General features: G+C 71.7%; 23 protein-coding genes. 17 read left to right on the plus strand and 6 right to left on the minus strand.

Annotated elements, in window-relative coordinates; all coding sequences use genetic code 11:
- Window positions 1-3 precede the first annotated feature (3 nt).
- The 3 genes from ACXKZB_RS17335 to sucC form a co-directional block, all read right to left on the minus strand.
- Window positions 4-1,998: a cell division protein PerM gene (locus tag ACXKZB_RS17335; protein ID WP_488823982.1), complete on the minus strand. Its 1,995-nt coding sequence runs from the start codon at window positions 1,996-1,998 to the stop codon at window positions 4-6.
- A gap of 104 nt (window positions 1,999-2,102) precedes the next feature.
- Window positions 2,103-2,990, minus strand: coding sequence for a succinate--CoA ligase subunit alpha (gene sucD / locus ACXKZB_RS17340; RefSeq protein WP_123311858.1), 888 nt, complete (start codon window positions 2,988-2,990; stop codon window positions 2,103-2,105).
- A gap of 11 nt (window positions 2,991-3,001) precedes the next feature.
- The gene (gene sucC, locus ACXKZB_RS17345; RefSeq protein WP_488823983.1) at window positions 3,002-4,171 is read right to left on the minus strand and encodes an ADP-forming succinate--CoA ligase subunit beta; all 1,170 of its coding nucleotides are present in this window, start codon (window positions 4,169-4,171) and stop codon (window positions 3,002-3,004) included.
- Between the two features lie 178 nt (window positions 4,172-4,349).
- Between sucC and ACXKZB_RS17350 the strand changes: the two genes are divergently transcribed.
- From ACXKZB_RS17350 to ACXKZB_RS17380, 7 genes are all read left to right on the plus strand, one after another.
- Window positions 4,350-5,981 carry a RecQ family ATP-dependent DNA helicase gene (locus ACXKZB_RS17350; RefSeq protein ID WP_488823984.1) on the plus strand — a complete coding sequence of 544 codons (1,632 nt, stop codon included), beginning with the start codon at window positions 4,350-4,352 and terminating at the stop codon, window positions 5,979-5,981.
- A gap of 195 nt (window positions 5,982-6,176) precedes the next feature.
- Window positions 6,177-6,611 carry an ester cyclase gene (locus ACXKZB_RS17355; RefSeq protein ID WP_488823985.1) on the plus strand — a complete coding sequence of 145 codons (435 nt, stop codon included), beginning with the start codon at window positions 6,177-6,179 and terminating at the stop codon, window positions 6,609-6,611.
- 43 nt (window positions 6,612-6,654) lie between these two features.
- Window positions 6,655-6,948, plus strand: a complete 294-nt coding sequence (locus tag ACXKZB_RS17360; RefSeq protein WP_123311852.1) for a hypothetical protein — start codon at window positions 6,655-6,657, stop codon at window positions 6,946-6,948.
- A gap of 47 nt (window positions 6,949-6,995) precedes the next feature.
- Complete coding sequence (locus ACXKZB_RS17365; RefSeq protein WP_488823986.1) at window positions 6,996-7,361, plus strand: hypothetical protein; 366 nt, start codon at window positions 6,996-6,998, stop codon at window positions 7,359-7,361.
- Window positions 7,362-7,453: 92 nt separating this feature from the next.
- Window positions 7,454-8,257 carry an oxygenase MpaB family protein gene (locus tag ACXKZB_RS17370; protein ID WP_488823987.1) on the plus strand — a complete coding sequence of 268 codons (804 nt, stop codon included), beginning with the start codon at window positions 7,454-7,456 and terminating at the stop codon, window positions 8,255-8,257.
- A 5-nt stretch (window positions 8,258-8,262) separates the two neighbouring features.
- Window positions 8,263-8,871, plus strand: a complete 609-nt coding sequence (locus ACXKZB_RS17375; RefSeq protein WP_488823988.1) for a hypothetical protein — start codon at window positions 8,263-8,265, stop codon at window positions 8,869-8,871.
- Window positions 8,871-9,479, plus strand: coding sequence for an FHA domain-containing protein (locus ACXKZB_RS17380; RefSeq protein WP_488823989.1), 609 nt, complete (start codon window positions 8,871-8,873; stop codon window positions 9,477-9,479). Before ACXKZB_RS17375 ends, ACXKZB_RS17380 begins: the two co-directional genes overlap by 1 nt.
- Window positions 9,480-9,526: 47 nt before the next feature.
- Here ACXKZB_RS17380 and ACXKZB_RS17385 read toward each other — a convergent pair whose 3' ends face one another.
- A complete protein-coding gene (locus ACXKZB_RS17385; protein WP_488823990.1) occupies window positions 9,527-13,948 on the minus strand; it encodes an FtsK/SpoIIIE domain-containing protein in 4,422 nt (1,473 codons plus the stop codon).
- A gap of 107 nt (window positions 13,949-14,055) precedes the next feature.
- On the opposite strand from ACXKZB_RS17385, the gene ACXKZB_RS17390 reads away from it, so the two are divergent.
- From ACXKZB_RS17390 to ACXKZB_RS17435, 10 genes are all read left to right on the plus strand, one after another.
- On the plus strand, window positions 14,056-14,352 hold the full coding sequence (locus ACXKZB_RS17390) for a WXG100 family type VII secretion target (RefSeq protein WP_071404660.1): 297 nt from the start codon (window positions 14,056-14,058) through the stop codon (window positions 14,350-14,352).
- Between the two features lie 107 nt (window positions 14,353-14,459).
- On the plus strand, window positions 14,460-14,789 hold the full coding sequence (locus ACXKZB_RS17395) for a hypothetical protein (RefSeq protein ID WP_488823991.1): 330 nt from the start codon (window positions 14,460-14,462) through the stop codon (window positions 14,787-14,789).
- A 2-nt stretch (window positions 14,790-14,791) separates the two neighbouring features.
- Window positions 14,792-16,678 carry a WXG100 family type VII secretion target gene (locus ACXKZB_RS17400; protein WP_488823992.1) on the plus strand — a complete coding sequence of 629 codons (1,887 nt, stop codon included), beginning with the start codon at window positions 14,792-14,794 and terminating at the stop codon, window positions 16,676-16,678.
- Window positions 16,675-17,538 (plus strand): hypothetical protein, encoded by an 864-nt coding sequence (locus ACXKZB_RS17405; RefSeq protein ID WP_488823993.1) that lies wholly within the window; start codon window positions 16,675-16,677, stop codon window positions 17,536-17,538. The genes ACXKZB_RS17400 and ACXKZB_RS17405 overlap by 4 nt, the downstream gene beginning before the upstream one ends.
- Window positions 17,538-18,218, plus strand: a complete 681-nt coding sequence (locus ACXKZB_RS17410) for an SseB family protein (protein WP_488823994.1) — start codon at window positions 17,538-17,540, stop codon at window positions 18,216-18,218. The genes ACXKZB_RS17405 and ACXKZB_RS17410 overlap by 1 nt, the downstream gene beginning before the upstream one ends.
- Window positions 18,219-18,230: 12 nt before the next feature.
- On the plus strand, window positions 18,231-18,398 hold the full coding sequence (locus ACXKZB_RS17415) for a hypothetical protein (protein ID WP_488823995.1): 168 nt from the start codon (window positions 18,231-18,233) through the stop codon (window positions 18,396-18,398).
- A 24-nt stretch (window positions 18,399-18,422) separates the two neighbouring features.
- Window positions 18,423-19,274 carry a phosphoribosyltransferase family protein gene (locus tag ACXKZB_RS17420; RefSeq protein ID WP_488823996.1) on the plus strand — a complete coding sequence of 284 codons (852 nt, stop codon included), beginning with the start codon at window positions 18,423-18,425 and terminating at the stop codon, window positions 19,272-19,274.
- The gene (locus tag ACXKZB_RS17425) at window positions 19,271-20,851 is read left to right on the plus strand and encodes a nicotinate phosphoribosyltransferase (RefSeq protein WP_123311829.1); all 1,581 of its coding nucleotides are present in this window, start codon (window positions 19,271-19,273) and stop codon (window positions 20,849-20,851) included. The genes ACXKZB_RS17420 and ACXKZB_RS17425 overlap by 4 nt, the downstream gene beginning before the upstream one ends.
- Window positions 20,848-21,498, plus strand: coding sequence for a hypothetical protein (locus ACXKZB_RS17430; RefSeq protein WP_488823997.1), 651 nt, complete (start codon window positions 20,848-20,850; stop codon window positions 21,496-21,498). The genes ACXKZB_RS17425 and ACXKZB_RS17430 overlap by 4 nt, the downstream gene beginning before the upstream one ends.
- Window positions 21,499-21,516: 18 nt before the next feature.
- Window positions 21,517-22,152: a pyridoxine/pyridoxamine 5'-phosphate oxidase gene (locus tag ACXKZB_RS17435; RefSeq protein WP_488823998.1), complete on the plus strand. Its 636-nt coding sequence runs from the start codon at window positions 21,517-21,519 to the stop codon at window positions 22,150-22,152.
- A 16-nt stretch (window positions 22,153-22,168) separates the two neighbouring features.
- Here the strand turns inward: ACXKZB_RS17435 and ACXKZB_RS17440 are convergent, their stop codons facing one another.
- Window positions 22,169-22,729 (minus strand): hypothetical protein, encoded by a 561-nt coding sequence (locus ACXKZB_RS17440; protein WP_488823999.1) that lies wholly within the window; start codon window positions 22,727-22,729, stop codon window positions 22,169-22,171.
- A gap of 309 nt (window positions 22,730-23,038) precedes the next feature.
- Window positions 23,039-23,644 (minus strand): hypothetical protein, encoded by a 606-nt coding sequence (locus ACXKZB_RS17445; RefSeq protein ID WP_488824000.1) that lies wholly within the window; start codon window positions 23,642-23,644, stop codon window positions 23,039-23,041.
- Window positions 23,645-23,747 lie beyond the last annotated feature (103 nt).

Raw genomic sequence — 23,747 nt, forward strand, 5'->3', positions numbered from 1 at the left:
GCGCTAGTGGTCGTCCTTCGGACGGCGCCACCAGGGCAGCTCCTCGTCGGGGATCTGGTCGGTGACGTCCCAGTTCGTCGGACGGGACGACCGGGCGGGAGCGGCGGCGGGAGCCTCGGGTGCGGCCGGTTCGTCGTCCACGTCGTCCCGTCCGGCGACGAACTCCTCGGTGCTCCACGGGAACGCCGGCTGCGCGTCGGTGTGGTCGGCCGTGGACGTCGGGGTGGCAGGCCGTTCCAGAGCGGGTGCGGGGCGCTGCTGCTCGGCGTCGGCACCGGTCACGCGGTCGCGGAGTCCACCTGCTCGCTCACGGAGTCCGCCAGCTCGCTCACGGAGTCTGCCAGCTCGCTCGCGCACACCGTCGGCGGCACCGTGCAGTCGATCACGAAGGGCACCCATCGCGGCACGTCCCGACGAGCGGGGCTCGGTCGGGCCCTCGTCGGCCAGGCGCTCCGAGGCGACGGCGTCGGTCTTCGCCCACGCCGGCAGTTCCACGTCGTGGTCGGGATCGCGCGGGGGTGTCCGAGGCGATTCGCTGGGCGCCGGCACGACCGTTTCGTCGGCGATCGGTTCCGTCGGGCTGTCGACCGTGGTGCGCGGGCGGGCAGCGGTCGAGCCGTCGTGGGATTCCTCGACCACGAACCGGTGCACGTCGGTGGTCCGTCCCGCGCCGGCCTGGTCGAGCGCGGCGAGCAGCGATCCCGTCCCGGCCTCGGCTCCGCTGCGGTCCGCGTCGTCGTCCGCCTCGGTCCAGCGCTCCCGTGTCCAGCCGCGGTCGGGCAGGCGGACGAGGTCGCTGCCCGCGGCGAGGGCGATGACCGCCGGCAGGCCGATCTCGAGCGCGGCGAAGCCACCGACCACCAGGGCGTGGGGTCCGACGTCGGCCAGTCGTCCGGGGCCGAACGATCCGGACGACACCCAGGCGATCAGCCCGGTCAAGACCCCGGCGACGATGCCCGTCGCGACACCGGCGAGCGCTCGGTGGAGTGCGGAGTCGGCGTTCGCCAGCGCACGGACGAGTCGCGGGCGCATCGAGCCGCCGATCGCGAAGCCGGCGATCACCGGCACCAGGATCCAGACGAGCCCGAACGTGTGGCCCGAGGTCGGCAGTGCGCCGAACACCGGCAGGCCGGGGATCGGGCCGAGGGTCGTGGCGATCGGGGACACGCTCGACCCGGTGCCGATGGCGAACCCCGGGCCGATCAGCCACGAGGTCGCCCACCCGACGAAGTCCGGCAGGAACGCGAGCTGCCCGACGGTGAGGGCGATCCCGCCGATCACACCGGCGTGGGACTGCTCGTACAGCGTGATGACCTCGGCGAACGAGGTGAAGAGCAGGAGCCCGACGACGACTCCGGCGAACGCGACGACGACGGCGGTGGCGGCGGTCCCGGCGCGGAGCCCGAACCCGGCGACGGTCCGCCAGAGCACGGGCACCCGGTCGAGCAGGTCGATGACGCGTTGTGTGGCGGGGTCCGCCGGCAGGTCGCGCCGTCGTCGGCACACCTCCGAGCTGATGAGCGCCGGGATCCCGAACCACAGGGCGGGCAGGACCACGGACTGCCAGATCGTCGGCTGCGTGGCGGCGGAGGTCGACGACAGTGCGACGCCGAGGCCGAGCACCGCGACGACCGCCGTCCCGACCAGCAGGCCGGTGGTGCGGTGCTCCGTCTCGGCGAACCGACGGCCGGCACGGGCACCGAGCCAGGCGGTCACGACCGCGAAGCCGAGCGCCGCGAGCGTCACGCTGATGGGGTCGGCGGCACCGCTGACCCCGGAGCTCTTCGCCACCGCCGACCCGAGCAGGAACGAGACGTCGACGCCGTGGCCGACGAGCCAGACGCTGCCGGTCGCCTTCCAGAACACGTCCCAGTCGACCTGCAGCCCGTACTCGAACCCCCAGAGCAGCGTGAGCGGGACCAGGGCGATCCCGATGCCGACGCCGACCGTCACGACCGCCTCGATCGCGGCGAGCAGAGCGGTTCCCAGGCGGTTCATCGCAGCGAGGATACGTGAGCCGGCCCCGGAACGACGGGAGGCTCGGCGCGGAACCCGCACCGAGCCTCCCGGCTTCGGCCCGGCCGTCTGCCGGGCAGTGGTCGCTAGCGGGCCGCGACGACCTCGCGCAGCAGCGCAGCGGTCTCGGACGGCGTCTTGCCGACCTTCACACCGGCGGCCTCGAGCGCCTGCTTCTTCGCCTCGGCGGTGCCGGCGGAACCGGACACGATCGCTCCGGCGTGGCCCATCGTCTTGCCCTCGGGGGCGGTGAAGCCCGCGACGTAGCCGACGACCGGCTTGGTGACGTGCGCCTTGATGAACTCGGCTGCACGCTCCTCGGCGTCGCCACCGATCTCACCGATCATCACGATGGCCTCGGTCTCGGGGTCGGCCTCGAACGCGGCGAGCGCGTCGATGTGCGTCGTGCCGATGACCGGGTCGCCGCCGATGCCGATGGCGGTCGAGAAGCCCAGGTCGCGCAGCTCGTACATCATCTGGTAGGTCAGGGTGCCCGACTTCGAGACGAGGCCGATCGGGCCCTTGCCGGTGATCGTCGCCGGGGTGATGCCGACGAGCGACTCACCGGGCGTGATGATGCCGGGGCAGTTCGGCCCGATGATGCGGGTCGTGCCGCCCTTCGCCTTGGCGTGCGCCCAGAACTCGGCGGCGTCCTGCACGGGGATGCCCTCGGTGATGACGACGACGAGCGGGATCTCGGCGTCGATGGCCTCGAGCACGGCGTCCTTGGCGAAGGCCGGCGGCACGAAGACGATGGAGACGTCCGCACCGGTGGTGTCGATGGCCTCGCGCACGGTGCCGAAGACGGGCAGTGACACGTCGCCGTGGGTGACGGTGGTGCCGGCCTTGCGTGCGTTGACGCCGCCGACGACCTGGGTGCCGGCCTTGAGCATCAGTGCGGTGTGCTTGGTGCCCTCGCCGCCGGTGATGCCCTGGACGATGACCTTGGAGTCCTTGTTGAGGAAGATCGACATGGTCAGTCCCTTCAGGCCGCTGCGGCGGCGAGTTCGGCGGCCTGCTCGGCCGCGTCGTCCATGGTCGCGGCGACGGTGACGAGCGGGTGCGCTGCCTCCGCCAGGATCCGACGACCCTCTTCCACGTTGTTGCCGTCCAGACGCACGACGAGCGGCTTGGTGGCCGCGTCACCGAGGATGCCGAGTGCGGCGACGATGCCGTTCGCGACGGCGTCGCAGGCGGTGATGCCGCCGAAGACGTTCACGAAGACGCTCTTCACCTGCGGGTCGCCGAGGATGACGTCGAGGCCGTTGGCCATGACCTCGGCCGAGGCGCCGCCGCCGATGTCGAGGAAGTTCGCGGGCTTCACGCCGCCGTGGCGCTCACCGGCGTAGGCGACGACGTCGAGCGTCGACATGACGAGGCCCGCACCGTTGCCGATGACACCGACCTGGCCGTCGAGCTTGACGTAGTTCAGGCCGTGGGCCTTCGCCTTGGCCTCGAGCGGGTCCTCGCTGGCGGAGTCCTCGAGGTCCTTGTGCGCGGGGTGGCGGAAGTCGGCGTTCTCGTCGAGCGAGACCTTGCCGTCGAGCGCCAGGATCTGGCCGTCGCCCGTACGGACGAGGGGGTTCACCTCGACGAGCGTGGCGTCCTCGCCCTTGTAGACGTCGTAGAGCTTCGAGAAGACGTCGGCCACCTGGTCGACGAGCTCCGCCGGGAACCCGGCCTGCTCGGCGATCGCGCGACCGGCGGCCGCGTCGATCCCGGTGAGCGGGTCGACCTCGATGCGGGCGAGCGCCTCGGGCTTCTCGACCGCGAGCTGCTCGATCTCCATGCCGCCCTCGACGCTGGTGAGCGAGAGGTAGGAACGGTTGGCCCGGTCGAGCAGCACGGAGAAGTAGAACTCCTCGGCGATGTCCGCCCCCTGCGCGATCATGACGCGCTCGACGGTGTGGCCCTTGATGTCGAGGCCGAGGATGGCCTGCGCGTGCTCGAACGCCTCGTCAGGGGTCTTCGCCACCTTCACGCCGCCGGCCTTGCCGCGCCCACCGACCTTCACCTGGGCCTTGACGACGACGACACCACCGATCTCCTCGGCCGCCGCTCTCGCCTCTTCCGGGGTGTCGGCGATGATCCCCTGCAGTACGGGGACGCCGTAGGACTCGAAGAGGTCCCTGGCCTGATACTCGAAAAGATCCACGCTGTTCTTCTTCCCGCACGGTTCGTGCGATCGGCATCGGTTTCCCGGTCGCGCACTCCACATCGAGGGTCGCTCGATGTCGAGACAACGGCCGGGAGCCAGCCTAGCGCCGGACCGTGAACGTCCGGTGCGCGCGATCCCGGCCCGTTCCCCAGCGAGCTCCCGGCACGGTGGATCGGTGAACGCTGCACTCCGTACCCGCACCGCCGACGTGTTCGGCTGGCACCTCCGCCCCGACCAGGAGTCCGCCATCGACGCCGTGCTCGACGGGCGCGACGCCCTCGCCGTGATGCCGACCGGATCGGGGAAGTCGGCGATCTACCAGGTCGCCGGCCTCGAGCTGGAGGGCGTCGTGATCGTCGTCTCGCCCCTCGTGGCGCTGCAGGAGGACCAGGTGGTCGGACTCGAGCACCACGTGGACGCTCCCCGCGCGGTCGCGATGAACGCCACGAGGAAGGCCCGGGACGTCGCCGAGGCCTGGGAGGCGGTCGCCGCGGGCGAGGTCGGCTACGTGTTCCTGGCACCCGAACAGCTCGTGAAGGACGACGTGCTCGAACGACTCCGCGACGCCGGTGTCGCGCTCGTCGCCGTCGACGAGGCGCACTGCATCTCGTCCTGGGGGCACGACTTCCGCCCGGACTACCTGGCGCTCGGCGAGGTCGTGGAACGCCTCGGTCGGCCGCCGGTGCTCGCACTGACCGCGACGGGCTCCGCTCCCGTGCGGGACGACATCGTCGAACGGCTCGGCATGCGTGACCCGTTCGTGCTCGCCTCGGGGTTCGACCGCCCCGGCATCCGGCTCGAGGTGGTCCGGCACGCCGAGGACGCCGAGAAGCGAGCGGCCGTGGTCGACCAGGTCGTCGGACTCGACGGGGCCACCGTCGTCTACGTCGCCACCCGCGCCGCGACGACGGAGTACGCCGACGCGATGGCCGCCCGCGGCCGTCGCGCGCGGCCGTACCACGCCGGCATGCGGGTGACGGAGCGCGAGGCGGTCCACACGGGGTTCCTCGACGGCGACGTCGACGTGGTGGTCGCGACGAGCGCGTTCGGCATGGGCATCGACAAACCCGACGTCCGCTTCGTCGTGCACGCCGACGTGCCCGAGTCGGTCGACGCCTACTACCAGGAGATCGGGCGGGCCGGCCGGGATGCCGAGCCGGCCGGCGCGACCCTGCACTACCGGGCCGAGGACTTCGGCCTGCGCACGTTCTTCGCGTCCGGTTCGCCCCGACCCGCGTCGGTCCGCGCCGTGTTCGACGCGGTCCCGGCCACCGGCCCGATCGCCCGGTCGGCGCTCGCGGAGGCCTCCGGTCTGTCGTCCCGCACCGCCGGCCGTGCCCTCAACGCCCTCCTCGACGCCGGCGTCCTGCGCGACGACGTCGACGGGGTCACGCGGGTGCCGGACGGCCCGGCGACCGCGGCACACGCGGCCCGCGCAACGGCGGACCGCGCGGCGGAGCGCGAACGGGTCGAGGAGTCCCGCATCGCGATGATGCGCCAACTCGCCGAGACGACCGGGTGCCGACGGCAGTTCCTGCTCGGCTACTTCGGCGATGAGCTCCCGGAGCCGTGTGGCAACTGCGACACCTGTTCGTCGGGGACGGCCTTCGACGGCGGAGCCCACGTGGCCGACGGCGCGAACGACGACGTCTGGCCGCCGGATGCCCGCGTCGAGCACGCCGAGTGGGGCACCGGCGTGGTGATGAGCACGGAGGAGGACCGCGTCACCGTCTTCTTCGAGTCCGCCGGGTACCGCACGCTCGGACTCGCCGACGTCGCGGAGCGCGACCTGCTCCGGCGCGTCTGACGCCCCTGCGCTGACCGGCGGGGGAAGGCGCGGTCGCTCGACCACCCGTCGGCGACCGCGCTCCACTCCCCCGAGCACCGGCAGTGTGCACGTCCCTCGTGACGAGCAGGTGACGTCGAGGTGAACTCCCCCGGCGTCCCGGGTCGTCCCAGGGGGACCGGCGTACACCGGAAGACCCCGACGGAAGGACCCCGCATGACCGCGGAACAGAACCAGCAGGCGCAGGAGCGACTCGGCGAGATCCTGGAGGCGCGCGCCTTCGACCGCTTCCCCGAGGTCTGGGCCGACGACGTCGTGGACCACGACCCCGCCCCCGCCCAGCAGCCCGGCCTCGCGGGGATCGTCGACTTCTGGACCGAGTTCACCACCGCGTTCCCGGACCTCACGCTCGAGCCCGACCCGCTCGTCGTCACGGACGACTACATCACCGCGGTGTTCACGATCCGCGGCACCCACACCGGTCCGTTCCAGGGCCACGCGCCGACGGGTCGCACCTTCGAGGTCCGCGGCATCCAGGTCTCGAAGTTCCGTGACGGCAAGATCGCCGAGCGCTGGGGCGCGACCGACGAGAAGGGTCTGGCGGAACAGCTCGCGCTCGGCTCCGGCGACGTCCACTTCGTCAGCGCCTGACCACCATCCGACACCCGGCACCACCCACACCCAGGAGGACACCATGAGCGATCCCGGCATCAGCCCCGTCGACGACTTCGAAGCCCAGCAGCGCCGCGACGACGACATCGACCGCGAGCACGTCGGCCCGTACGAGGTGGACGAGTCCGAGGAGTCCCTCGAGACCGTGACGAACGACGCGGTCGCCGGCGAGACCGTCGAGCCGCAGCCCGGTGACGGCACCGACGACGGCCCGACCGGCGGCTCCCCGCGCGAGGGGTCGCCCGACCTGTGGGAGCACGACGCCGACGAGGACCGCCCGGACCTGGGCAACGACCTCGGCACCAAGCCGCTCTGACCAGCGGTCCCCAGGGACCCGCGGAACACGGCCCGTAGCATCGGGCCGTGTTCCGTCGTGTCCGTGCCAGCGTCCGCAGCACGCCGTCGGCCGCCCGTCTGGTGGCGATCGCGGCGATGCTGCTCGTCGCGGCCTCGGCGCACCTCGCGGCGCGTTCGGAGCCCGCGGGACGATGGGTCCCGCTCCTGGCCGTCGCGGTGGTCGGTGCCGTCGTCACCGGAGCACCGAGCCGCCGCTGGCCGCTCCCCGCGATCTGGCTCGTCGCCACCCTGCTCGCCCTGACGGGCGACGTCCGGGTCGACGGCACGTACCTGGTGATCGCCCTCGCGACCGGTGCGGTCGCGCTCCTCGCGGCGATCGCCGCTGATCTCGTCCCCGTCCTGCGGGCGCGACGCCGACGGGGTGCGCCGTGACCACCCCACGGTCTGGAGGCCCGGTGCCGGGCCCGCCACGTCCCTCCAGTCACGGCCGTCACCCCGCTGGCGCGGTGCGCCGGAACCGGCTGGTGGGGCCCACCTCCCGTCCGTCGTCCGGTCGCGTTGCAGAACGCGACCTGCGTCGGTTCCTCGCCGACAGCACACCCGTGGCCGCGGGCGGCCGCGCCATCCTGCTGCAGATCGCCGACCCGGTCGTCGCGGCAGGGGTCCGCCGGCACTCGGACTTCGCACGACGACCGCAGCAGCGGCTGGCCCACACCCTGATGTTCGTGTACGCCGTCGTCTCCGGCACGGAGCAGGACGCCGCGATCGCCGCCGGCTTCGTGAACCGGGCCCACGTCCCCGTGACCGGCGCGGACGACGTCGACCGGCAGCTGTGGGTGGCCGCGACCCTGTTCGACTCGGCACGTCGGGCGCACGACCTGTTCGGTGCGCCCGTCACGGCGGAGCGGGCGGAGGACGTCCTCGCCGCCTACGCCCCGATCGCGACGACGCTGCGGGTGCCCGCCGATCGCTGGCCGACGTCGGTCGCCGCCTTCGACCGGTACTGGGCGGACACCCTCGACCGGCTCGAGGTCACGGACGACGCCCGCGGGGTGGTGCGGGACCTGCTGCACCCGCGGTTCGCGCCGCTCTGGGTGCGCGCTGCGATGCCGCTGGTGCGGATCGTCACGGCGGGGATGCTGCCGGAGCAGCTGCGCGCCGCGTACGGGTTCGCGTGGGGGCCGCGCGAGCAACGGCGGTTCGGTCGGACGGTCGCGCTGGTCGGCGGTGTGCGATCGGTCCTGCCCGGCGCACTGCTGCGGCTGCCGGGCCCGCTGCTGCTCCGGGCGATGCGCCGGACGGCCGGGCGACACGCCACGGTACGGTAGCGGGCATGTCGGTCGACCACTTCGCCATCACGGTCCCCCGCTCCTGGTTCGAGCTGCCCGTCGAGCCGGAACGCCGCGACGACCGGATCAGCGCCCTCGTGCAGGAGCGCATCGAGGACCAACGCGAGCTCTGGGACCACCGCACCGAGATCGTCCGGGCGCTCCGCCGGTTCGCGCGGTCGGCGTGGGACAGCGGTGCCCGGTACTGCGCGGCCTTCGCCGAACCGAGCGAGGACGGCATCGTCTCCGGCGCCCTGACCGTCACGGTCCTGCCCGCGCCCGAGGCCGGCGGCGACCCGCTCGCCGCCCTGACCGACCACGTCGCCGCGCTCGGTGGTGACGACGACGGCATGCACGTCGACGTGCACGAGGTCCCCCGGGTCGGCCGTGTGCCGCGTGTCTGGGGTGTCTCGACCGTGCAGGCACCGGACGGCCGCGGCTCGTTCGACGTCGTGCTCATGCAGACGTTCGTGCCGGCCGGTGACCAGGTCGCGCTGGTGAGCGTGTCCTCGCCCGCGACCGACCTGGCCGAGCCCCTGTACGAACTGTTCGAGACCGTGACGGACACCTTCGAGCTCATCGACTCGGCCACCGTCGGCGGCGGGGTCGGCTGATGCGGATCTGGCCGTTCCGGAAGCGCCTGAAGCCCGTCGAACCCGTCGTCGAGCGGGTCACCGTCGACGACCTCGCGCGGATGGCGCAGCGCGGCGAACTCGCGCGTGCGGTCGTCACGCCGCCGCCGGCTCCCCGCGCCAGTGCCGACCGGGTGCGGGCGACCGTCGCGCAGCTGCCCGGGCGTCCGCTCGGCTCGGCCGGTGGGACGGCTCGACGCGACGCGGCTCCGGCGCGCCAGACCGCTGCTGCGGTCCTGGTCCTCGACGACCACCAGCGGGTGACCGTGTCCGGCGGTGGGCTGATCGGCCGCGACCCGGCGAGCGCCCACCCGGACGGCGGCTACGCGCACATGATCGCGCTCGAGGACCCCGACAAGCTGCTCAGCCGCACGCACCTGGAGTTCGGGTTCGGCGCCGAGGGCTCGCTCTGGGTGCTCGACACGGCGTCGGCGAACGGGGTCGAGCTGCGGCGGCCGGGGTTCCCGGCGACGATGGTGCCACCGGCGCAGCGCACGGTGGTGCAGCCGGGCGACGTCGTGGTGTTCGGCGGACACACCCTGCGCGCCGAACCGCGGACCGCGCTGGTCGGCGACGCCCCACTCGGCTGACGCCGCGCGGCGCCGCGACGCGACGCCACGGCCCCGCGCCGTCCTCGTCAGTCGGCGGGCACCTGCACGAGTCGCAGTGCCTGGTCGGCGTCGTTGAGCAGTGCTCGTCCCGGCACCCGGTCCTGCGTCACCAGGCTCTTCGACAGCTTCGTGCCGATCAGGTCGCCGTCGACGGTGCTGAGCGGCGCGAGCAGCACGCCGCGACGGGCCTTCTTCGCGTCGACCTGCCAGCCGCGGAACCCGCTCGCGACGCCCTCGACGTCGCCGGCGATGACGAGTCCGACCGAACGGCCCCGGTCGGAGTCCATGATCGCCCGGAACACCGGTTCGGCCGGGGTCTCCTTGAGCGCCTCGGCGTCGTCGACGAGCACGAGCGTGAAGCCGTCCGAGCCGGTGTCGACCGCGGCCGAGAGCCCCTCGGCACCGATCCCGGCGTCGGTGACGACGGTCGCGCGCGGTGCGCCCTCGAGCGCGCGGAGCGGAGAGTCGCGCGGCGTGACCGCGACGACCGACCCACCGGCCGACAGCACGTGCCGGGCCATCGCGACGAGCGCCGTGCTCTTGCCGGACCGCGGACTGCCGGCGACGATGAACACGGGGGTGTCCTGCACGAAGTCGTGCGTGAACAGCCGGAGCTCGTCGCCGCCGACGCCGAGGGCGACCCGGCCGACCGAGGCCTCCGCCGAGGGCAGGTACCGCACGGCCTCCTCGAAGGTGATGGACCTGGGCAGCACGTCGATCCGGAACGGCTTCGGCACGGTCGCGGGGACGTGGGCGCGGACCTCGTCGCCGATGCCGCGGAGCGCCGCCGCCTGGTCGCGTCCACCGAGGCCGCCGGGCAGCACGGCGACCTGGGTCTCCGTCGCGGTGGCGTTCCGGAAGCCGCGGCCGGGCGGGATCGACTCCGGCAGCTTCTTGCCGTTGATGCCCTCGTAGTTGTAGTCGCCGCGATCGGCCAGGGCGAGCAGCAGCTTCCGCTCCACCTGGCTCGACATCCGGCCGGAGGTCAGGGTGCGGTCGCCGGAGACGATCAGGTGCACGCCGACGCCGACGCCCTCGCGCAGCAGCGTCTGGACGGCGTCGTGCAGCGCACCGTTCTCGGCGTCGGCCAGGGTCGCCATGAAGCTCTCCCACTGGTCCAGGAACACGACGACGTGCGGCAGCGGGGTGGTGTGCTCGTCGGACCGCTGCTCGGCGATGGACGAGTAGCCGCCGCTCGCGAACGCCGCCTGGCGCTCCTGGACGGTGCGGAGCAGGATGCCGAGCAGCCGTGAGACCCGGTCGGGCTCGTGCCGCTGCACCACGGCACCGCAGTGCGGCAGGGCACCGAGCGCGAGCAGGGCACCGTTGCCGCAGTCGATCCCGTACAGGTGCACGTCGCCGACGCCGAGGCGCAGGGCCATCGCACCGGCCAGGGTGCGGAGCGTCTGGCTGCGGCCGGAGCGCGGCGACCCGATGACGAACAGGTGCCCGTCGGCGTCGAGGTCGAACACCGCGGGGCGCTGCTGCTGGTCGCCGGGGTGGTCCTCGATGCCCCAGGCCACGGCGAGCGGCGGCAGGTCCGCGGTGTCGGCAGCACCGGCGGCCTCGACGTCGTCGAGCCCGACGACCGCGCCGAGCGGGGGCAGCCAGGGCTTCCGCTGCTCGGGGGTGCCGAGGGCACGGGTGGCGTCGCCGATCGACGCGACGAGGACGCTCAGGTCGGTGACCTCCACGTCGCTGGCGGCGGCCTCGACGGCTGCCGGGCGGGGGGCTGGCTCGCTGTACGAGGCGAAGGTGAGCTCGCGGACCAGGGCGGGCCGGGCCTCCTGGTCGTCCGTGCCGGGCCGGCGGCCGCCCACCCGACCGGACTGGAAGGGCAGCAACGAGGCGGCACCGAGCCGCACGTACGCACGCCCCGGCGTGGTCTTCGCGATCCGCGCGGCGTCGTTCGCGCCGATGACGTCCTGGCTCTCGGACTGGTCGGTGACGCGCAACGCGATCCGCAGGTTCGTGTTGGCGCGGATCTCGGGCGACACGACACCGCCGGGGCGCTGCGTGGCGAGCACGAGGTGGATGCCGAGCGACCGTCCGCGCTGGGCGATGTTGACCAGGCCCTTGACGAAGTCGGGCAGCTCGCGGGCGAGCGAGGCGAACTCGTCGATGACGATGAGCAGCCGCGGCAGGCTCGGGATCGCGTCGCCCGACGCGGCGCGCTTCGCCTGCAGGTCCTGGTAGTCCTCCAGGTCCTTCGCACCGACCTCGGCCAGGGCGTGCTCGCGGGTACGGAGCTCGGCGCCGAGCGACTCGAGCGCACGCTCCACCTGGTGGGTGTCGAGGTCGGTGACCATGCCGACGGTGTGCGGCAGGTCGACGCAGTCCTTGAACGCCGCACCGCCCTTGTAGTCGACGAGCACGAAGTTCATCTCGTCCGGCCGGTTCGCGACGGCGAGCGACGCGACGATCGTCTGCAGCAGCTCCGACTTGCCGGAGCCGGTGGTGCCCGCGACGAGTCCGTGCGGGCCGTCGTTCCGCAGGTCGATGGCGAACGGCCCGTCGATCGACGCGCCGATGACGGCGGTCGTGCTGCGGCCGCCGAGCAGCCACCGGGCCTGCACGGCCTCGGACGTCGGCGGTTCGAGCTGGAGGACGTCGAGCAGCCGCGCGGACGACGGGATGGCGCCGTCCTGCACGTCCGGGCTGGCGTCGACGATCGGCGACAGCGAGCGGGCGACCCACTCGAGCCAGTCCTGGTCGACCAGGTCGGGTCGGGCGTCGTCGATGCGCTCGCTGCGCTGCTGGGTGACCCGGATCCGGTCGTCGCGGACGACGACCACGGCGTCGCACTCCTCGGGCAGGAGCCGCTCGTCCAGGTCGAGGCAGATGCTGAAGACCCCGACCGCCGGGCCCTCCTTGAGCACCTGCACGAGTGACGGCATCGCACGCAGGCGCCTGGCGCCGTCCATCACGACGACGATCTCGTCGGCCGGCGGGGTCTTCTTGCCGATCCCCGCCTCCTTGCGGGCGTCGATGATCGCGGCGAGCTCGGCGATGGCGCGCGCGGTCGTCGCGGCGTTCGACGCGATGCTCGTCATCGGCTGGTCGGCGCCGTCGCGGCGCACGTGCGGCAACCAGGACATCCACTCCCACAGCGCGGTGCGGGTGGTGTCGGTGAGCAGCGTGAAGGTGACGTCCTTCGGGCTCTGCAGCGTCGCGAGCTGCGCGACCACCCAGTTCGCCAGCCTGCGGGCGTCGTCGTCCGGACCGGCGATGCCGATCACGCCACGCTCCGCCAGGCGGATGCGGACCGGCACGTCGGTCGCGTCCCACGCGACGGTCCGCTTGTGCGACAGCTGTTCCGGGTCCTCGATGGTCACCTCGGACCGCTGCGTCGCCGTGCCGACACGGACGAGCAGGTGGTCGGGGTCCGTCCGGCGTCGCTCCCACAGGCGCGGCAGCGGTGTCACCGCGGTCTCGTAGACGGCAGCCGGGTCGGGGGCGCTCGCGATCCAGCGCGCCCGTTCGGACTGGAGGCTCTCGGTCGCGTCCGCCTCGATGCGCGCCTTGGTGTCCTCGTACTCCACGATCCGCTGGCGGTACGTCTTCTTGCCCTGCCGGCGGCCCTGGAGGCCCGTGATGATCATCAGGATCGGTGACAGCAGGGCGATGAGCAGGTAGATCCAGCGACCGGTGGTCGAGACGAACATCACGGCCATGCCCATCGGCGCCAGCGCCATCAGGATGGGCAGCGCCCGCGCCGGGGGCTCGGTCGGCGGGGCCGGGAGCTGGTAGCGGGTGTGCTCGTCGGGCGGCAGGATGCGCGGCGGCCGGTTGTACTCGAGCGACATGCCGTCGTCGGCCAGGGACAGGTGCGCCCCGCGGTCCGGCGCGCGACCGAACCCGAGCAGGACCCCGCCGATCGCGAGCTGCGCGGTCTCCGGCCAGTCGGTCTCCTCGGTGACGGCAGCTCCGTCGAGCACCGCCCCGGCGAAGCCGTTCGTCGGACGGACCTTGGCGCCGTCGGCCGTGACCGAGACGAGCAGGGCGACCTCCGGAACGGTCTCGGCTCCGGACGCCTCGGCCTCGACCTCGTCGGTGGTGCTCACCGGCACACGGACCGTGGCGTTCGTCGCCGTGCCGATCGTCACCGTGCCGGTGCCCACCCGCACGATGGTCCCGGCGTGCAGCCCGGACACGATCCGGATCTCGGCATCGGTCAGTGGACGGAGCGGCTGCGGCGGCACCTGCTCGAGGCTGCGCGCCACCACCACGCCCTCGCGCACACCGGACTCGGCGACCGTCGCGGCCAGGTCGAGCGGCTGCTCGCCGACGAAGTACGCCGGGGTCCGACCGGATGCCACCACGTCCGTCGCGATGAGGCGTTCGGCCTCGGCGACGAGCTCGCCGACCGCACGGGTGTCGTCCCCGTCGACGTAGACGTTGGCGGTCTGGCCGTTCTCGCGGTCGACCATCGTGAACGTGAAGGTCATGGCATCCCCCGTAGCGTTGACTACATGTCGCAGGACGATGGTAGTGTCCCCTGCAACACGCCCCGTTGGGGGGACATGACGAAACTCCGGGGAAAGGGAGTCACACCGTGGCGAACATCAACGTCTCGTACGCAGACCTCGAGGCAGCAGCCTCCGACCTCAAGGCGGGCCAGGCGGACATCGAAGACCGCCTCTCCGCACTGCAGCGCAAGATCCAGCAGCTCATCTCCGACGGCTACGTCACCGACAAGTCGTCCGTCGCGTTCGGTGAGTCCTACGACGAGTTCAACCGTGGCGTGACCCAGACCGTCCAGGGCCTCGAGGGCCTGTCGACGTTCCTGTCGAAGGCGTCGCAGACCCTGTCCGAGACGGACGAGTCGCTCGCTTCCGGCCTCAAGGGCTGAGACCGTCGTCGACCCCGTGCCCCGCGATCGCGTGGGGCACGGGGTCGACGCGGTTCCTGTGGCGCCGTCGTGGTGGCGCCGGTTCGTGATCGGGGAGGGATTGTTCCGTGGCAGGCAGACTGCTGGTTGACCTGATGGGGCTCGGGGAGCTCCAGACCGACCTGACGACCGTGCACAGCACGCTCGAACAGGCGCACAAGCGCGTCGACGCGTCCGACGACGAGATCGGATCGGGGACGGTCCAGGACGCCCTGCACGACTTCGACCACCGCTGGGGCGACAAGCGCGACAAGATCAGCGACTCGACGAAGGCGCTGGCGGACATGCTCGGCGCATCCGTCGAGACCTACACCGAGACCGACGCGCAGCTCGCACAGGCGCTGCAGGTCAACGACGAGAACGGCGGCGGCGGACCCGCCGCCTCGGGGGCGGTGTAGTCGTGGGGCGACCATCGGGGTGGGACGTCGTCGATCAGGGTGACGACCCGGTCAAGGGTGATCCGTCGACGTTGCGGATGATGTCGCGGGAGTACCAGCGCATCTCCGACGCCGCCGAAGACGCCTCGACCCGGCTGCAGTCGGTGAAGGGGTCCGGGTGGCTGACCGACTGGGAGGGTGAAGCGGCCGACGTGTTCGTCGACGCGATCGAGGACACCCCGTCGGACCTGACCAAGCTCGTGGCCTCGTACGAGGCTGCCGCAACGGCCCTGTCGGGGTGGGCGGACACCGTCGACGACACCCAGTACCGCGCCGACGGAGCGCTCGCGGACGCGAAGGACGCCACCGGGGACCTCGCCGCAGCGCAGGACCGGCTCGCCGACGCACAGTCGACCCTGTCGCACTACCAGTCGGCGTCGTCCGACCTGTCGAAGGTCGCGGAGAAGTACCCGGCCGGGTCCGAGGTGCCGGACGGGGTGGACGTTCCCTCGCCGGCGCAGTTGCGGGCAGCGTCCGACAACGCCTCCGTCGCGCAGGGGTCCGTGTCGTCGGCGCAGGGCGACATCGCGGCCGCGCAGTCCCGGATCGACGCGGCGAAGCGACTCGTCGCCGATGCGAAGGGCGACTGGCAGGACGCCGAGCAGCGGACCGCGACCAAGATCGGCGAAGCAGCCGATGCGGGGCTCGGGAAGCAGTCCACCTGGGACAAGATCTTCGGCTCCGAGGCGTGGGAGACCATCGTCTCCATCGCGAAGGTCGTCGTCGCCGTGGGCGGCATCATCGTCATGATCATCGGCGGGCCACTCGCCTGGATCGTGCTCGGCGCCGCCCTGCTCGTGCTCGCCGACACCCTGTACAAGATGTCGAAGGGCACCGCCGACGGGTGGGACCTCGCCTTCGCGTTGCTCGACTGCATCCCCGGGATGAAGGGCATCACCACCGCGGCGAAGATCGGTGAAGAGTTCGCGAAGGGCGCCTCGCTCGCCGCCAAGTTCAGCTCAGCCGGTCGGCACGTCGCATCGGAGAGCCGACAGCTGTTCGCACCGGGTCTGCACCTGGTCAACAACCTGCGCCACGGTGCAGCACTGCGCTCGGTCGAGTCGCTCCGCGCCCTCGCCGTCCACGGTGGGTCGGCGGCGGTCGGTTCCCTCCGGCGCCCTGGGGACGGCTTCATCGCCTCGATCCGATCGATGCCGGAGATCGCGAACAAAGCGACGCAGGCGTACTGGGACAACGGCGGCTCGTCGCTCGCAGAACTCGCACGGCACTGGCAGGGCGGCAAGGGCGGCTTCCAGAGTGGCTACCTGGGTGTCGACCGCTGGGCGAACGGCGACGCCGACTCGCTCGTCGGGCAGACGCTCCAGATCAGCGGTCCTGGCCACGGCAACTTCTACGTCCCTGACGGCACCATGCACGCCGGTGGCAGTGCCTCGAACTACAGCGAGTCCGTGCAGGTGGGCGTGCAGTCGCCAGCCGGACACGACGGTGTACCTGCAGGGGCACAGACGCACTCCGACTACCGCAACACGGGCGACAGCTACCTGGTGAACCAGCCGCTGCCGCACGCCGAGGGCACCGCGCAGGCGAACACCCAGTTCGGCGGTGGCGGGCAGCACCAGCTGTTCACGGACAAGTCGACGAACGACCTCGTGAACACCGGCGTGCTCAGCCCGGTCGACCAGGCGGGGAACGTCGTCCCCGACGGGATGAACCAGGTGCTGATGGACCCGGCCACGCGGAGTCCGCAGCCGGGGGTCCTCACGACGCACCAGTACGCGAACGCGCTGCAGGACCTCGGCGCCCGCGGACCGGCGGTCGCGGCAGGCATCGTGACGGCACCGTGGGACATCAGCGAGGCGACGCAGTCCGTCCAGGACCGACTGCGGTGACCCGGAGCGGCGTCACCCGGGCGGGTCACGAGCTCCTGGACCGGTCACCGTCCTGGAACGCCCTGCCCGAGCGCGCCACGGACGGCCGGTGGACCATCACCGACACCGTCGATCCGCTGTGGCCGGAGTACGGCGCGAGCCTGCGACTGCTCAACGCCCTGTCGTCCGACGGGTACGAGGTCGAGGACCTCGACGGCACGCTGTTCGAGCGTGGGCGCCAGGTCGTCGTCCCGCGCTCGGCACTCGTCCACACGACGTCCGCGCCCGCGGTCCTCGAGTCGGTGGCCCTGGCGGACTCGTTCCACGTTGCATCGTTCGCGGTCGACGGTCGAACCGACGTCAACATCGAGGACGGCTGGAAGAACGAGTACGAAGTGCGCCGCTTCCGCACGACGTTGAGCCCGGACCGAGCAGCGATCGACCGCCACGAACCCGGTGTGGTGCCGACCACGGTCTCCCGCATCGAGAAGACCGTGGAACCCCTGCCGGTCGACGAGCGCGGCACCTACACCGTGCCGTCCACCGGCCCGTACGAACAGGGATGGGGCAGGCTCGCGCCGGTCGTCCGCACGATCGCGGAACTGGGGCTCGACGTCCGTCCTGACCTCGGTGCGTACACGACGCTGTCCGGTGTCGTCCGCCCGACGTGGGGCACCGAGATCCGCGGAGCCGACGACTGGACCGAGCTGCTCGCCCGGTTCGTGTTCCCGCCGGGCATCCACTCGGAGGTACTCTCCGATGGGTACGCGATCATCCGCGACATCCCCCACCCCGGCGACCCGCTGCACCCGACGTTCGCGCTCGTGTTCACACCACCGTCGACGGCACGACCGAGCCTGTTCGCGAGGATCTTCTCCTGATGAGCACCACCACGAACATCACCTCCGCACAGCGACGAGCCTTGATGGTTCGCTCGCGCTTCGCGTTCGCGGCAGCCGAGGTCGTCGCACTCCGACACGACGAGCAGGGAATCCCGCTCGGCGTCGTCAGTCCTGAAGGCACCCCGCTCGCGCTGGCGTTCACCGATCCTGCAGCGGCCGCCGCCCGCATCCCGGCAGGTGTCGCCGCCACGCCGCTGTCGCTGCCGATGTCGCGCCTGGTCGCCGGCTTGCCGACTGACTGGGGTCTCGTGCTCGACATCGACCAGCCCTACCCGCAGGTCGTGCAGCCCGACGAGAAGCAGGCGGTCATCGCCGCGGGCGGCCCGTTCCCCGACGGCGCCGAGGTCACGCTCCGCCCGGCACCGTCCGCGTCCCAGGGGTTCTCCGACGCACTCGCCGAACGGGCGCCACGCACGCCGGGCGTGGTCCGGGTGTGGCTGTTCCGCCACGGTGTCGACATCGTGCCCGAGGACCTGATGGTCGTGCTGGCGACGACGGATCGCAACGCCGCGTTCGCCTTCTCCGAGATCGTGTTCGAGGTCGCACGCGCGCACGACGTCCCGGTGCCGGTCCTCACCGCCTGGATCGACGAGCTCCCCGTCGAGCACGCCACGTGGGTCCGGCAGCAGCAGCCGCTCGCGCACGTCGAACGGCGCTGAGATCGATGGGCCGTGGACGCTCGGCTGCCGTGGTCCAGCGGGTCGGCTGAGGCGATCGTGCACGCCCTCGGCAACCGCCCGCACCCGGCGATCTTCGTGGTCGAAGGCGCCCGAGGGCTGCCGCGTCCGTGGCGGACCGGAGCGCACGCAGCCGTCGAAGCCGCGTTCTTGTCACTCTGACAAGTACCGTGGTACGGTCGAGCCATGGCAGTCGAACTCAGCACCTGGGACGCCCAGGGCAACCAGACGACACCGACGTTCTCCACCATGCGGTTCCCCGCCGGTGAAGCCCACGTCAAGGTCGCGAACGACACCGCCGAGCCGGGGGGACTCACCGAGATCGCGACCCTGCGCGGCACGAGCGGCGACGACCTGATCATGCTCGGCATGTGGGCGGACGCCGTGCGGCAGCGCGGATCGAGGTCCGTCGCGCTCGTCCCCTACCTGCCCGGAGCCCGGCAGGACCGCGCCCTGCCGTTCGGCGCGAAGGTCTACGCGGACGTCCTCAACGGCTTCCACCTCGACCAGGTCATCGCGTTCGACCCGCACTCGCCGGTCATCGTCGGCCTGGTCGACAACCTGACCGTCGTCACGAGCGAGCAGGTCGTCCGTGACGCCGTGGTCGACGCGCCCGAGCACGACGGCGGCGACCCGTACACCGGCATCATCGCTCCGGACAAGGGCGCGGTCCCCCGGGCAACCGCGGTCGCCGAGGCGTGCGGACTGCCGCTCTACCGGGCCGAGAAGCACCGCAACCCCGACACCGGCAAGCTCGACGGCTTCACCTGCGAACCCCTGCCCGACACCGGCCGGTTCCTGGTGGTCGACGACATCTGCGACGGCGGCGGCACGTTCATGGGCCTCGCGGGCTCGACCGGCCTGCCCAAGGAACGCCTCGGCCTCTGGGTCTCGCACGGCGTCTTCTCCGGCCGGGCAGCACAGCTCGCCGACCACTTCGGCGAGATCGTCACCACCGACTCGTACCCCGCGCAGAACGCCATCGACGGCCTGCGCACGATCGCACTCACCCCCTACCTGACGGAGCAGATCCGATGACGCAGACCACGAGCACCACGACCAGCACGAGCACCGGGATCGAGCCGCGCATCACCACGGCGAGCCCGATCGCGCCGCTGCTGGCCGTCGACGGCTACAAGCACTCGCACCGGCAGGTCTACCCGGCAGGCACCACCCGCATCCTGATCAACTGGACGAACCGATCGAACGCGCACATGCCCGAGTCGACGCACGCCGTGGTCTTCGGGCTGCAGGCGTTCATCCAGCGCTCGCTCGTCGAAGCCTGGGCGCCGTTCTTCGCCGCCGACGAAGACGAGGTCGTCCGGCTGTTCGACGAAGCGCTGCAGAGCTACTTCGGCCCGAACCACATCGGCACCGACCACGTCCGGGCCCTGCACCGCCTCGGCTACCTGCCCCTCGAGATCCGTGCGCTGCCCGAGGGCACCCTCGCACCGATCGGCGTCGCGACCCTGACGGTCGAGAACACGATCGACGAGTTCTACTGGCTGCCCAACTACATCGAGACCGCGCTGTCCGCCTCGATCTGGCACCCGTCGACGGTCGCCACGAAGGCACTCGAGTACCGCGACCTGATGGAGGACTGGGCCGCCCGCACCGGCGCGGTCCCGGCCGGCATCGACTTCGCCGCGCACGACTTCTCGTTCCGTGGGCAGTCGAGCATCGAATCGGCCGCAGCGGGTGGCGCCGGCCACCTCCTGTCGTTCCTCGGCACCGACTCGATGCCGTCGCTCGACTTCATCGACCGCTACTACCCGGGCGACAACGGTTGGGTGGCCGCGAGCGTGCCCGCCACCGAGCACAGCGTGATGTGCGTCCGCGGCGCCGACGGCGAGCTGGCGACGTTCGAGCAGATCCTCGACGTGTACCCGACCGGCATCGTCTCGGCGGTCAGCGACGGCTTCGACCTGTTCAAGGTCATCACCGAGACCCTCCCGCAGCTCAAGGACCGCATCACCGGTCGTGACGGCAAGCTCGTCATCCGCCCCGACTCGGGCGACCCGGTCGACATCGTCACCGGAACCGTGCACGGCGTCGACGACGCTGAACTGTTCGCGGCCGACCGCAGCCACGAGCAGAAGGGCGTCGTCGAACTGCTCGACGAGATCTTCGGGCACACCGTGAACGAGCAGGGCTTCAAGGTCCTCGACCAGCACATCGGCGTCATCTACGGCGACAGCATCACGCTCGACCGTGCCCGTCGCATCTACGAGCGCTTGGCCGCCAAGGGGTACTCGAGCGACAACATCGTGCTCGGCATCGGTTCGTACACGTACCAGTACATGACCCGCGACAACCTCGGCAGCGCGGTCAAGGCCACGTGGGCCCTCGTCGACGGCGAGCCCGTCGACATCCAGAAGGACCCGAAGACCGGCAGCGGCAAGAAGAGCGCGAAGGGCCGCATCGCCCTGCACCGCGACGAGACCGGTGAGATCCGTCAGACGGACCAGGCCACAGCCGACGACGAGGCGACCAGCCTGCTCCAGCCGGTGTGGGTCGACGGACGCTTCACGCGCCTCCAGTCCTTCGCCGACGTCCGCCAGACGCTCCGCCACGAGCGCGCGGCCCGAGCCACCCGCCGGGCGGCCACCGCGTGAACGACGCCGCAGCGGCGATCCGCGACCAACCGCTCATCGCGATCGACGTCGTCCCGATGTCGTTCACGACGGCGGGCGGTCTCCGGGTCGCCACGGCGCGGCGGGCGTACGCCCCGTACGCCGGAGAGCAGGCCCTCCCCGGCGTGCTCCTCGACGGCACCGAGATCCTCGCCGACGGTGCACGGCGCGCCCTGCGGGCCAAGACCGGGGTCGGCCCGACGGCGGTGCACCACCTCGCACAGGTCGGCGCGTTCGACGGACCCGACCGCGATCCGCGGAGCGCCGCGATCAGCATCGCGTTCCTCGCGGTCATCGACCCGGCAGCGGACTCCGACGCGACGTGGCACGACGTCGGCTCGCTGCCGCTCGGCCTGCCGTTCGACCACGACCGGATCGTCGACGCAGCCCTCGAGCGCGCCCGGGTACTCCTCTGGTCCGACCTGCCGTTCACACGAGCACTGCTCGGCGACCCCTTCACCACGGCCGATGCCGCTCGGCTGCGGATCGCGCTGACGGGGACGACACCGGACCCGGGCAACCTCAACCGGACGCTCCGCACGAACACCGCGCTTGCGCGGGTCGTCGCCACGGCGAGCGCGGGGCCGCGGGGTGGGCGTCCCCCGGCAGCCTGGACGTGGCAGGACTGAGCACGGTTGGGTGGACGCATGTCCTCCTCCCTGTCTGGTGACGACTCCCTGCACCTGCCCGAGTTCGACGCACCTCCGGCGTCACCGCTCGACCTCGCGCAGCAATGGCTCGACGCTGCGGACGAGCGCCACGTCTCCGAGCCGAAGTCGATGACCCTCGCCACGGCCGGGCCAGACGGCCGGGTCAGCGCCCGCACCGTCGACGTGAAGCGGCTCGACGGCCGGGGGCTCGTGTTCGGCACGTCGACGCTCAGCCCGAAGGGTCGCCAGCTCGCCGAGAACCCGCACGCGGCGCTCCAGGTCTACTGGCGCGAGACGATGCAGCAGCTCCGCTTCGAGGGCCGGGCGGTGCAGCTGTCCGACGACGAATCAGATGCGCTGTTCGCCGACCGCTCACCGAAGTCCCGCGCCGCCACTGCCATCGCCGACCAGTCCGCCGTGCTCGAACCCCGGACGCTGCAGGACCTGATCGACGACGCCAACGTGCTGCTCGACGAGTCCGACGACGCCGTTCCACGGCCGGCTGGGTGGGTGGCGTGGCGGCTCGAGCCCGACGTGGTGGAGTTCTGGTACGGCAGCCGCGACCGGATGCACCGCCGCCTGCAGTACGTGCTCGCCGACGGCGTCTGGTCGGCCACCCGCCTGCAGCCGTAGTCGAGTCCGCTCCCGGTCAGTCCCGCTGCCACCACGACGGCTTCGCGGACTCGACGGTGATCGTCAGCGACCGGGCGTTGACGGACTTCCTGCCCACCACGAACACCGTCGGCGTGGGGTCCGCGGTCAGCATGCGCCACACCGGCCACGTGTACGGGCCGAGCTTCGGGTCGTACCAGGGCCCCGGTCCGTTGTCGGTCTCGACCAGCACACGTCGAACGCTGGCAGGGTCGAGTTCGGGGACGCCAGCAGCCCGCGCCTGCGTGAGGACAAGAGCGACACCGGCATCGACGGCCGTCGTCCGCGCGGCTCGGGCCAGCCGAAGCCGGCGTCGCGTGACCAGGTACCCGAGGGCGATGAGCCCCGCGGCAACCAGCACCGTGCTGACCAGGGCCGCTGCGGCACCGCGGTCACTCGACTGCTCCGCGACGACGACTCCCCCGACAAGGACCGCGCCGCCGAGCAACAGTCCGGCGCCTCGGATCCGCTTGATTGGCCGGCATGCACCGCGCCAGGTCTGATCCGCGTCGATGACGTCCCCGAGGTCGACCGTGACCTCGTCCCCACTCGTGTGCACCGCACCAGCTTCCCAGCTGCGGGCCATCGACGCGTACCACAGCCATGTCCGCGGACGAGAGCGCTCTGCGCCGAGGAGCACAGAGCGCTCCCGTCGATGATCAGCGTCGGCGACGGTACCGGATCGTCAAGCCGACGTAGCATCCGGCTCCACCGGCTGCGAGCCCGAGGGCGACACCTCCGAGAGCACGGCCCGGCGTGTCCGCCGTGGCGCTTGCGACCGCTGCTCCGACGATCACGAGTGCAATACCGAACGCGACAGCGAACGGAACGCTGCGCAGGATCTTCGCCATGGCGTGCCGACTTCCGCCTAGACGCAACGGGACGACTTCTTGGTGACGGGGTACACGCGAACCGACTTCGGGCTCGGGCACTTGCTGTGCGTGGCGAGGTAGGAGGCGCCGAGGATGACCGCGGCGTTGCCGACCACACAAGCAGCCGGCCCGAGCGCGCAGATGCCGACGAGCAGTGCCGCGCCCGTCCCGCCGATGATCACGTTCTGGTCGAACGTGTTGAAGGCGATGTAGACGCCGCGATTGTCCGACCCGAAGCCCAGGCGCTGCCGCGGGTCTGTCTCGTTGAGCGTGAACTCGAACCCGTCGCCTCCGTCGATGGTGACCGATCGAGTTCCGTCCCGTTGCACGTCCTCGCGCTTGACTGCCCCCGCCCGTCGCGCTTCCGAGATGGCCTCGTTCACCAACGCTGGCGTGACCTCCAGGTGGTCTGCTCCGACATTGACGGCGGGCTTTGGCACCTCAGCTGCCGATGCCGCGGGCGCAGCAACGAGTCCTCCCGCGACGAGCGTGCCAGCGAGCGCTGCACCAGTGAACGTGTTCCGCAGTTTCGACATTGCGTCCCCTACCGGTTCGTGGGCCGCCACCGTCGGCGGCCTGTTCGCACGACAGTAGAGGATCATCTACTGACCGGTGATGTTCTGAAATACATTCGTTACACAGCCAGGCAATGGGGAGTCGTCTGCAAGATCGGAGCCTCGTCGCCGCTCCGGCTGGTGCGAGGCG

The sequence above is a fragment of the Curtobacterium sp. ABR8 genome (assembly GCF_057812125.1).

Excerpts from the sequence above, each read along its gene's own strand:
- ACXKZB_RS17445 (WP_488824000.1), bottom strand. The coding sequence starts at position 23,644 with ATGATCCTCTACTGTCGTGCGAACAGGCCGCCGACGGTGGCGGCCCAC.
- ACXKZB_RS17380 (WP_488823989.1), top strand. The coding sequence starts at position 8,871 with ATGCGGATCTGGCCGTTCCGGAAGCGCCTGAAGCCCGTCGAACCCGTC.
- sucD (WP_123311858.1), bottom strand. The coding sequence starts at position 2,990 with ATGTCGATCTTCCTCAACAAGGACTCCAAGGTCATCGTCCAGGGCATC.
- ACXKZB_RS17335 (WP_488823982.1), bottom strand. The coding sequence starts at position 1,998 with ATGAACCGCCTGGGAACCGCTCTGCTCGCCGCGATCGAGGCGGTCGTG.
- ACXKZB_RS17375 (WP_488823988.1), top strand. The coding sequence starts at position 8,263 with ATGTCGGTCGACCACTTCGCCATCACGGTCCCCCGCTCCTGGTTCGAG.
- ACXKZB_RS17420 (WP_488823996.1), top strand. The coding sequence starts at position 18,423 with ATGGCAGTCGAACTCAGCACCTGGGACGCCCAGGGCAACCAGACGACA.
- ACXKZB_RS17425 (WP_123311829.1), top strand. The coding sequence starts at position 19,271 with ATGACGCAGACCACGAGCACCACGACCAGCACGAGCACCGGGATCGAG.
- ACXKZB_RS17435 (WP_488823998.1), top strand. The coding sequence starts at position 21,517 with ATGTCCTCCTCCCTGTCTGGTGACGACTCCCTGCACCTGCCCGAGTTC.
- ACXKZB_RS17355 (WP_488823985.1), top strand. The coding sequence starts at position 6,177 with ATGACCGCGGAACAGAACCAGCAGGCGCAGGAGCGACTCGGCGAGATC.
- ACXKZB_RS17385 (WP_488823990.1), bottom strand. The coding sequence starts at position 13,948 with ATGACCTTCACGTTCACGATGGTCGACCGCGAGAACGGCCAGACCGCC.
- ACXKZB_RS17410 (WP_488823994.1), top strand. The coding sequence starts at position 17,538 with ATGAGCACCACCACGAACATCACCTCCGCACAGCGACGAGCCTTGATG.
- ACXKZB_RS17360 (WP_123311852.1), top strand. The coding sequence starts at position 6,655 with ATGAGCGATCCCGGCATCAGCCCCGTCGACGACTTCGAAGCCCAGCAG.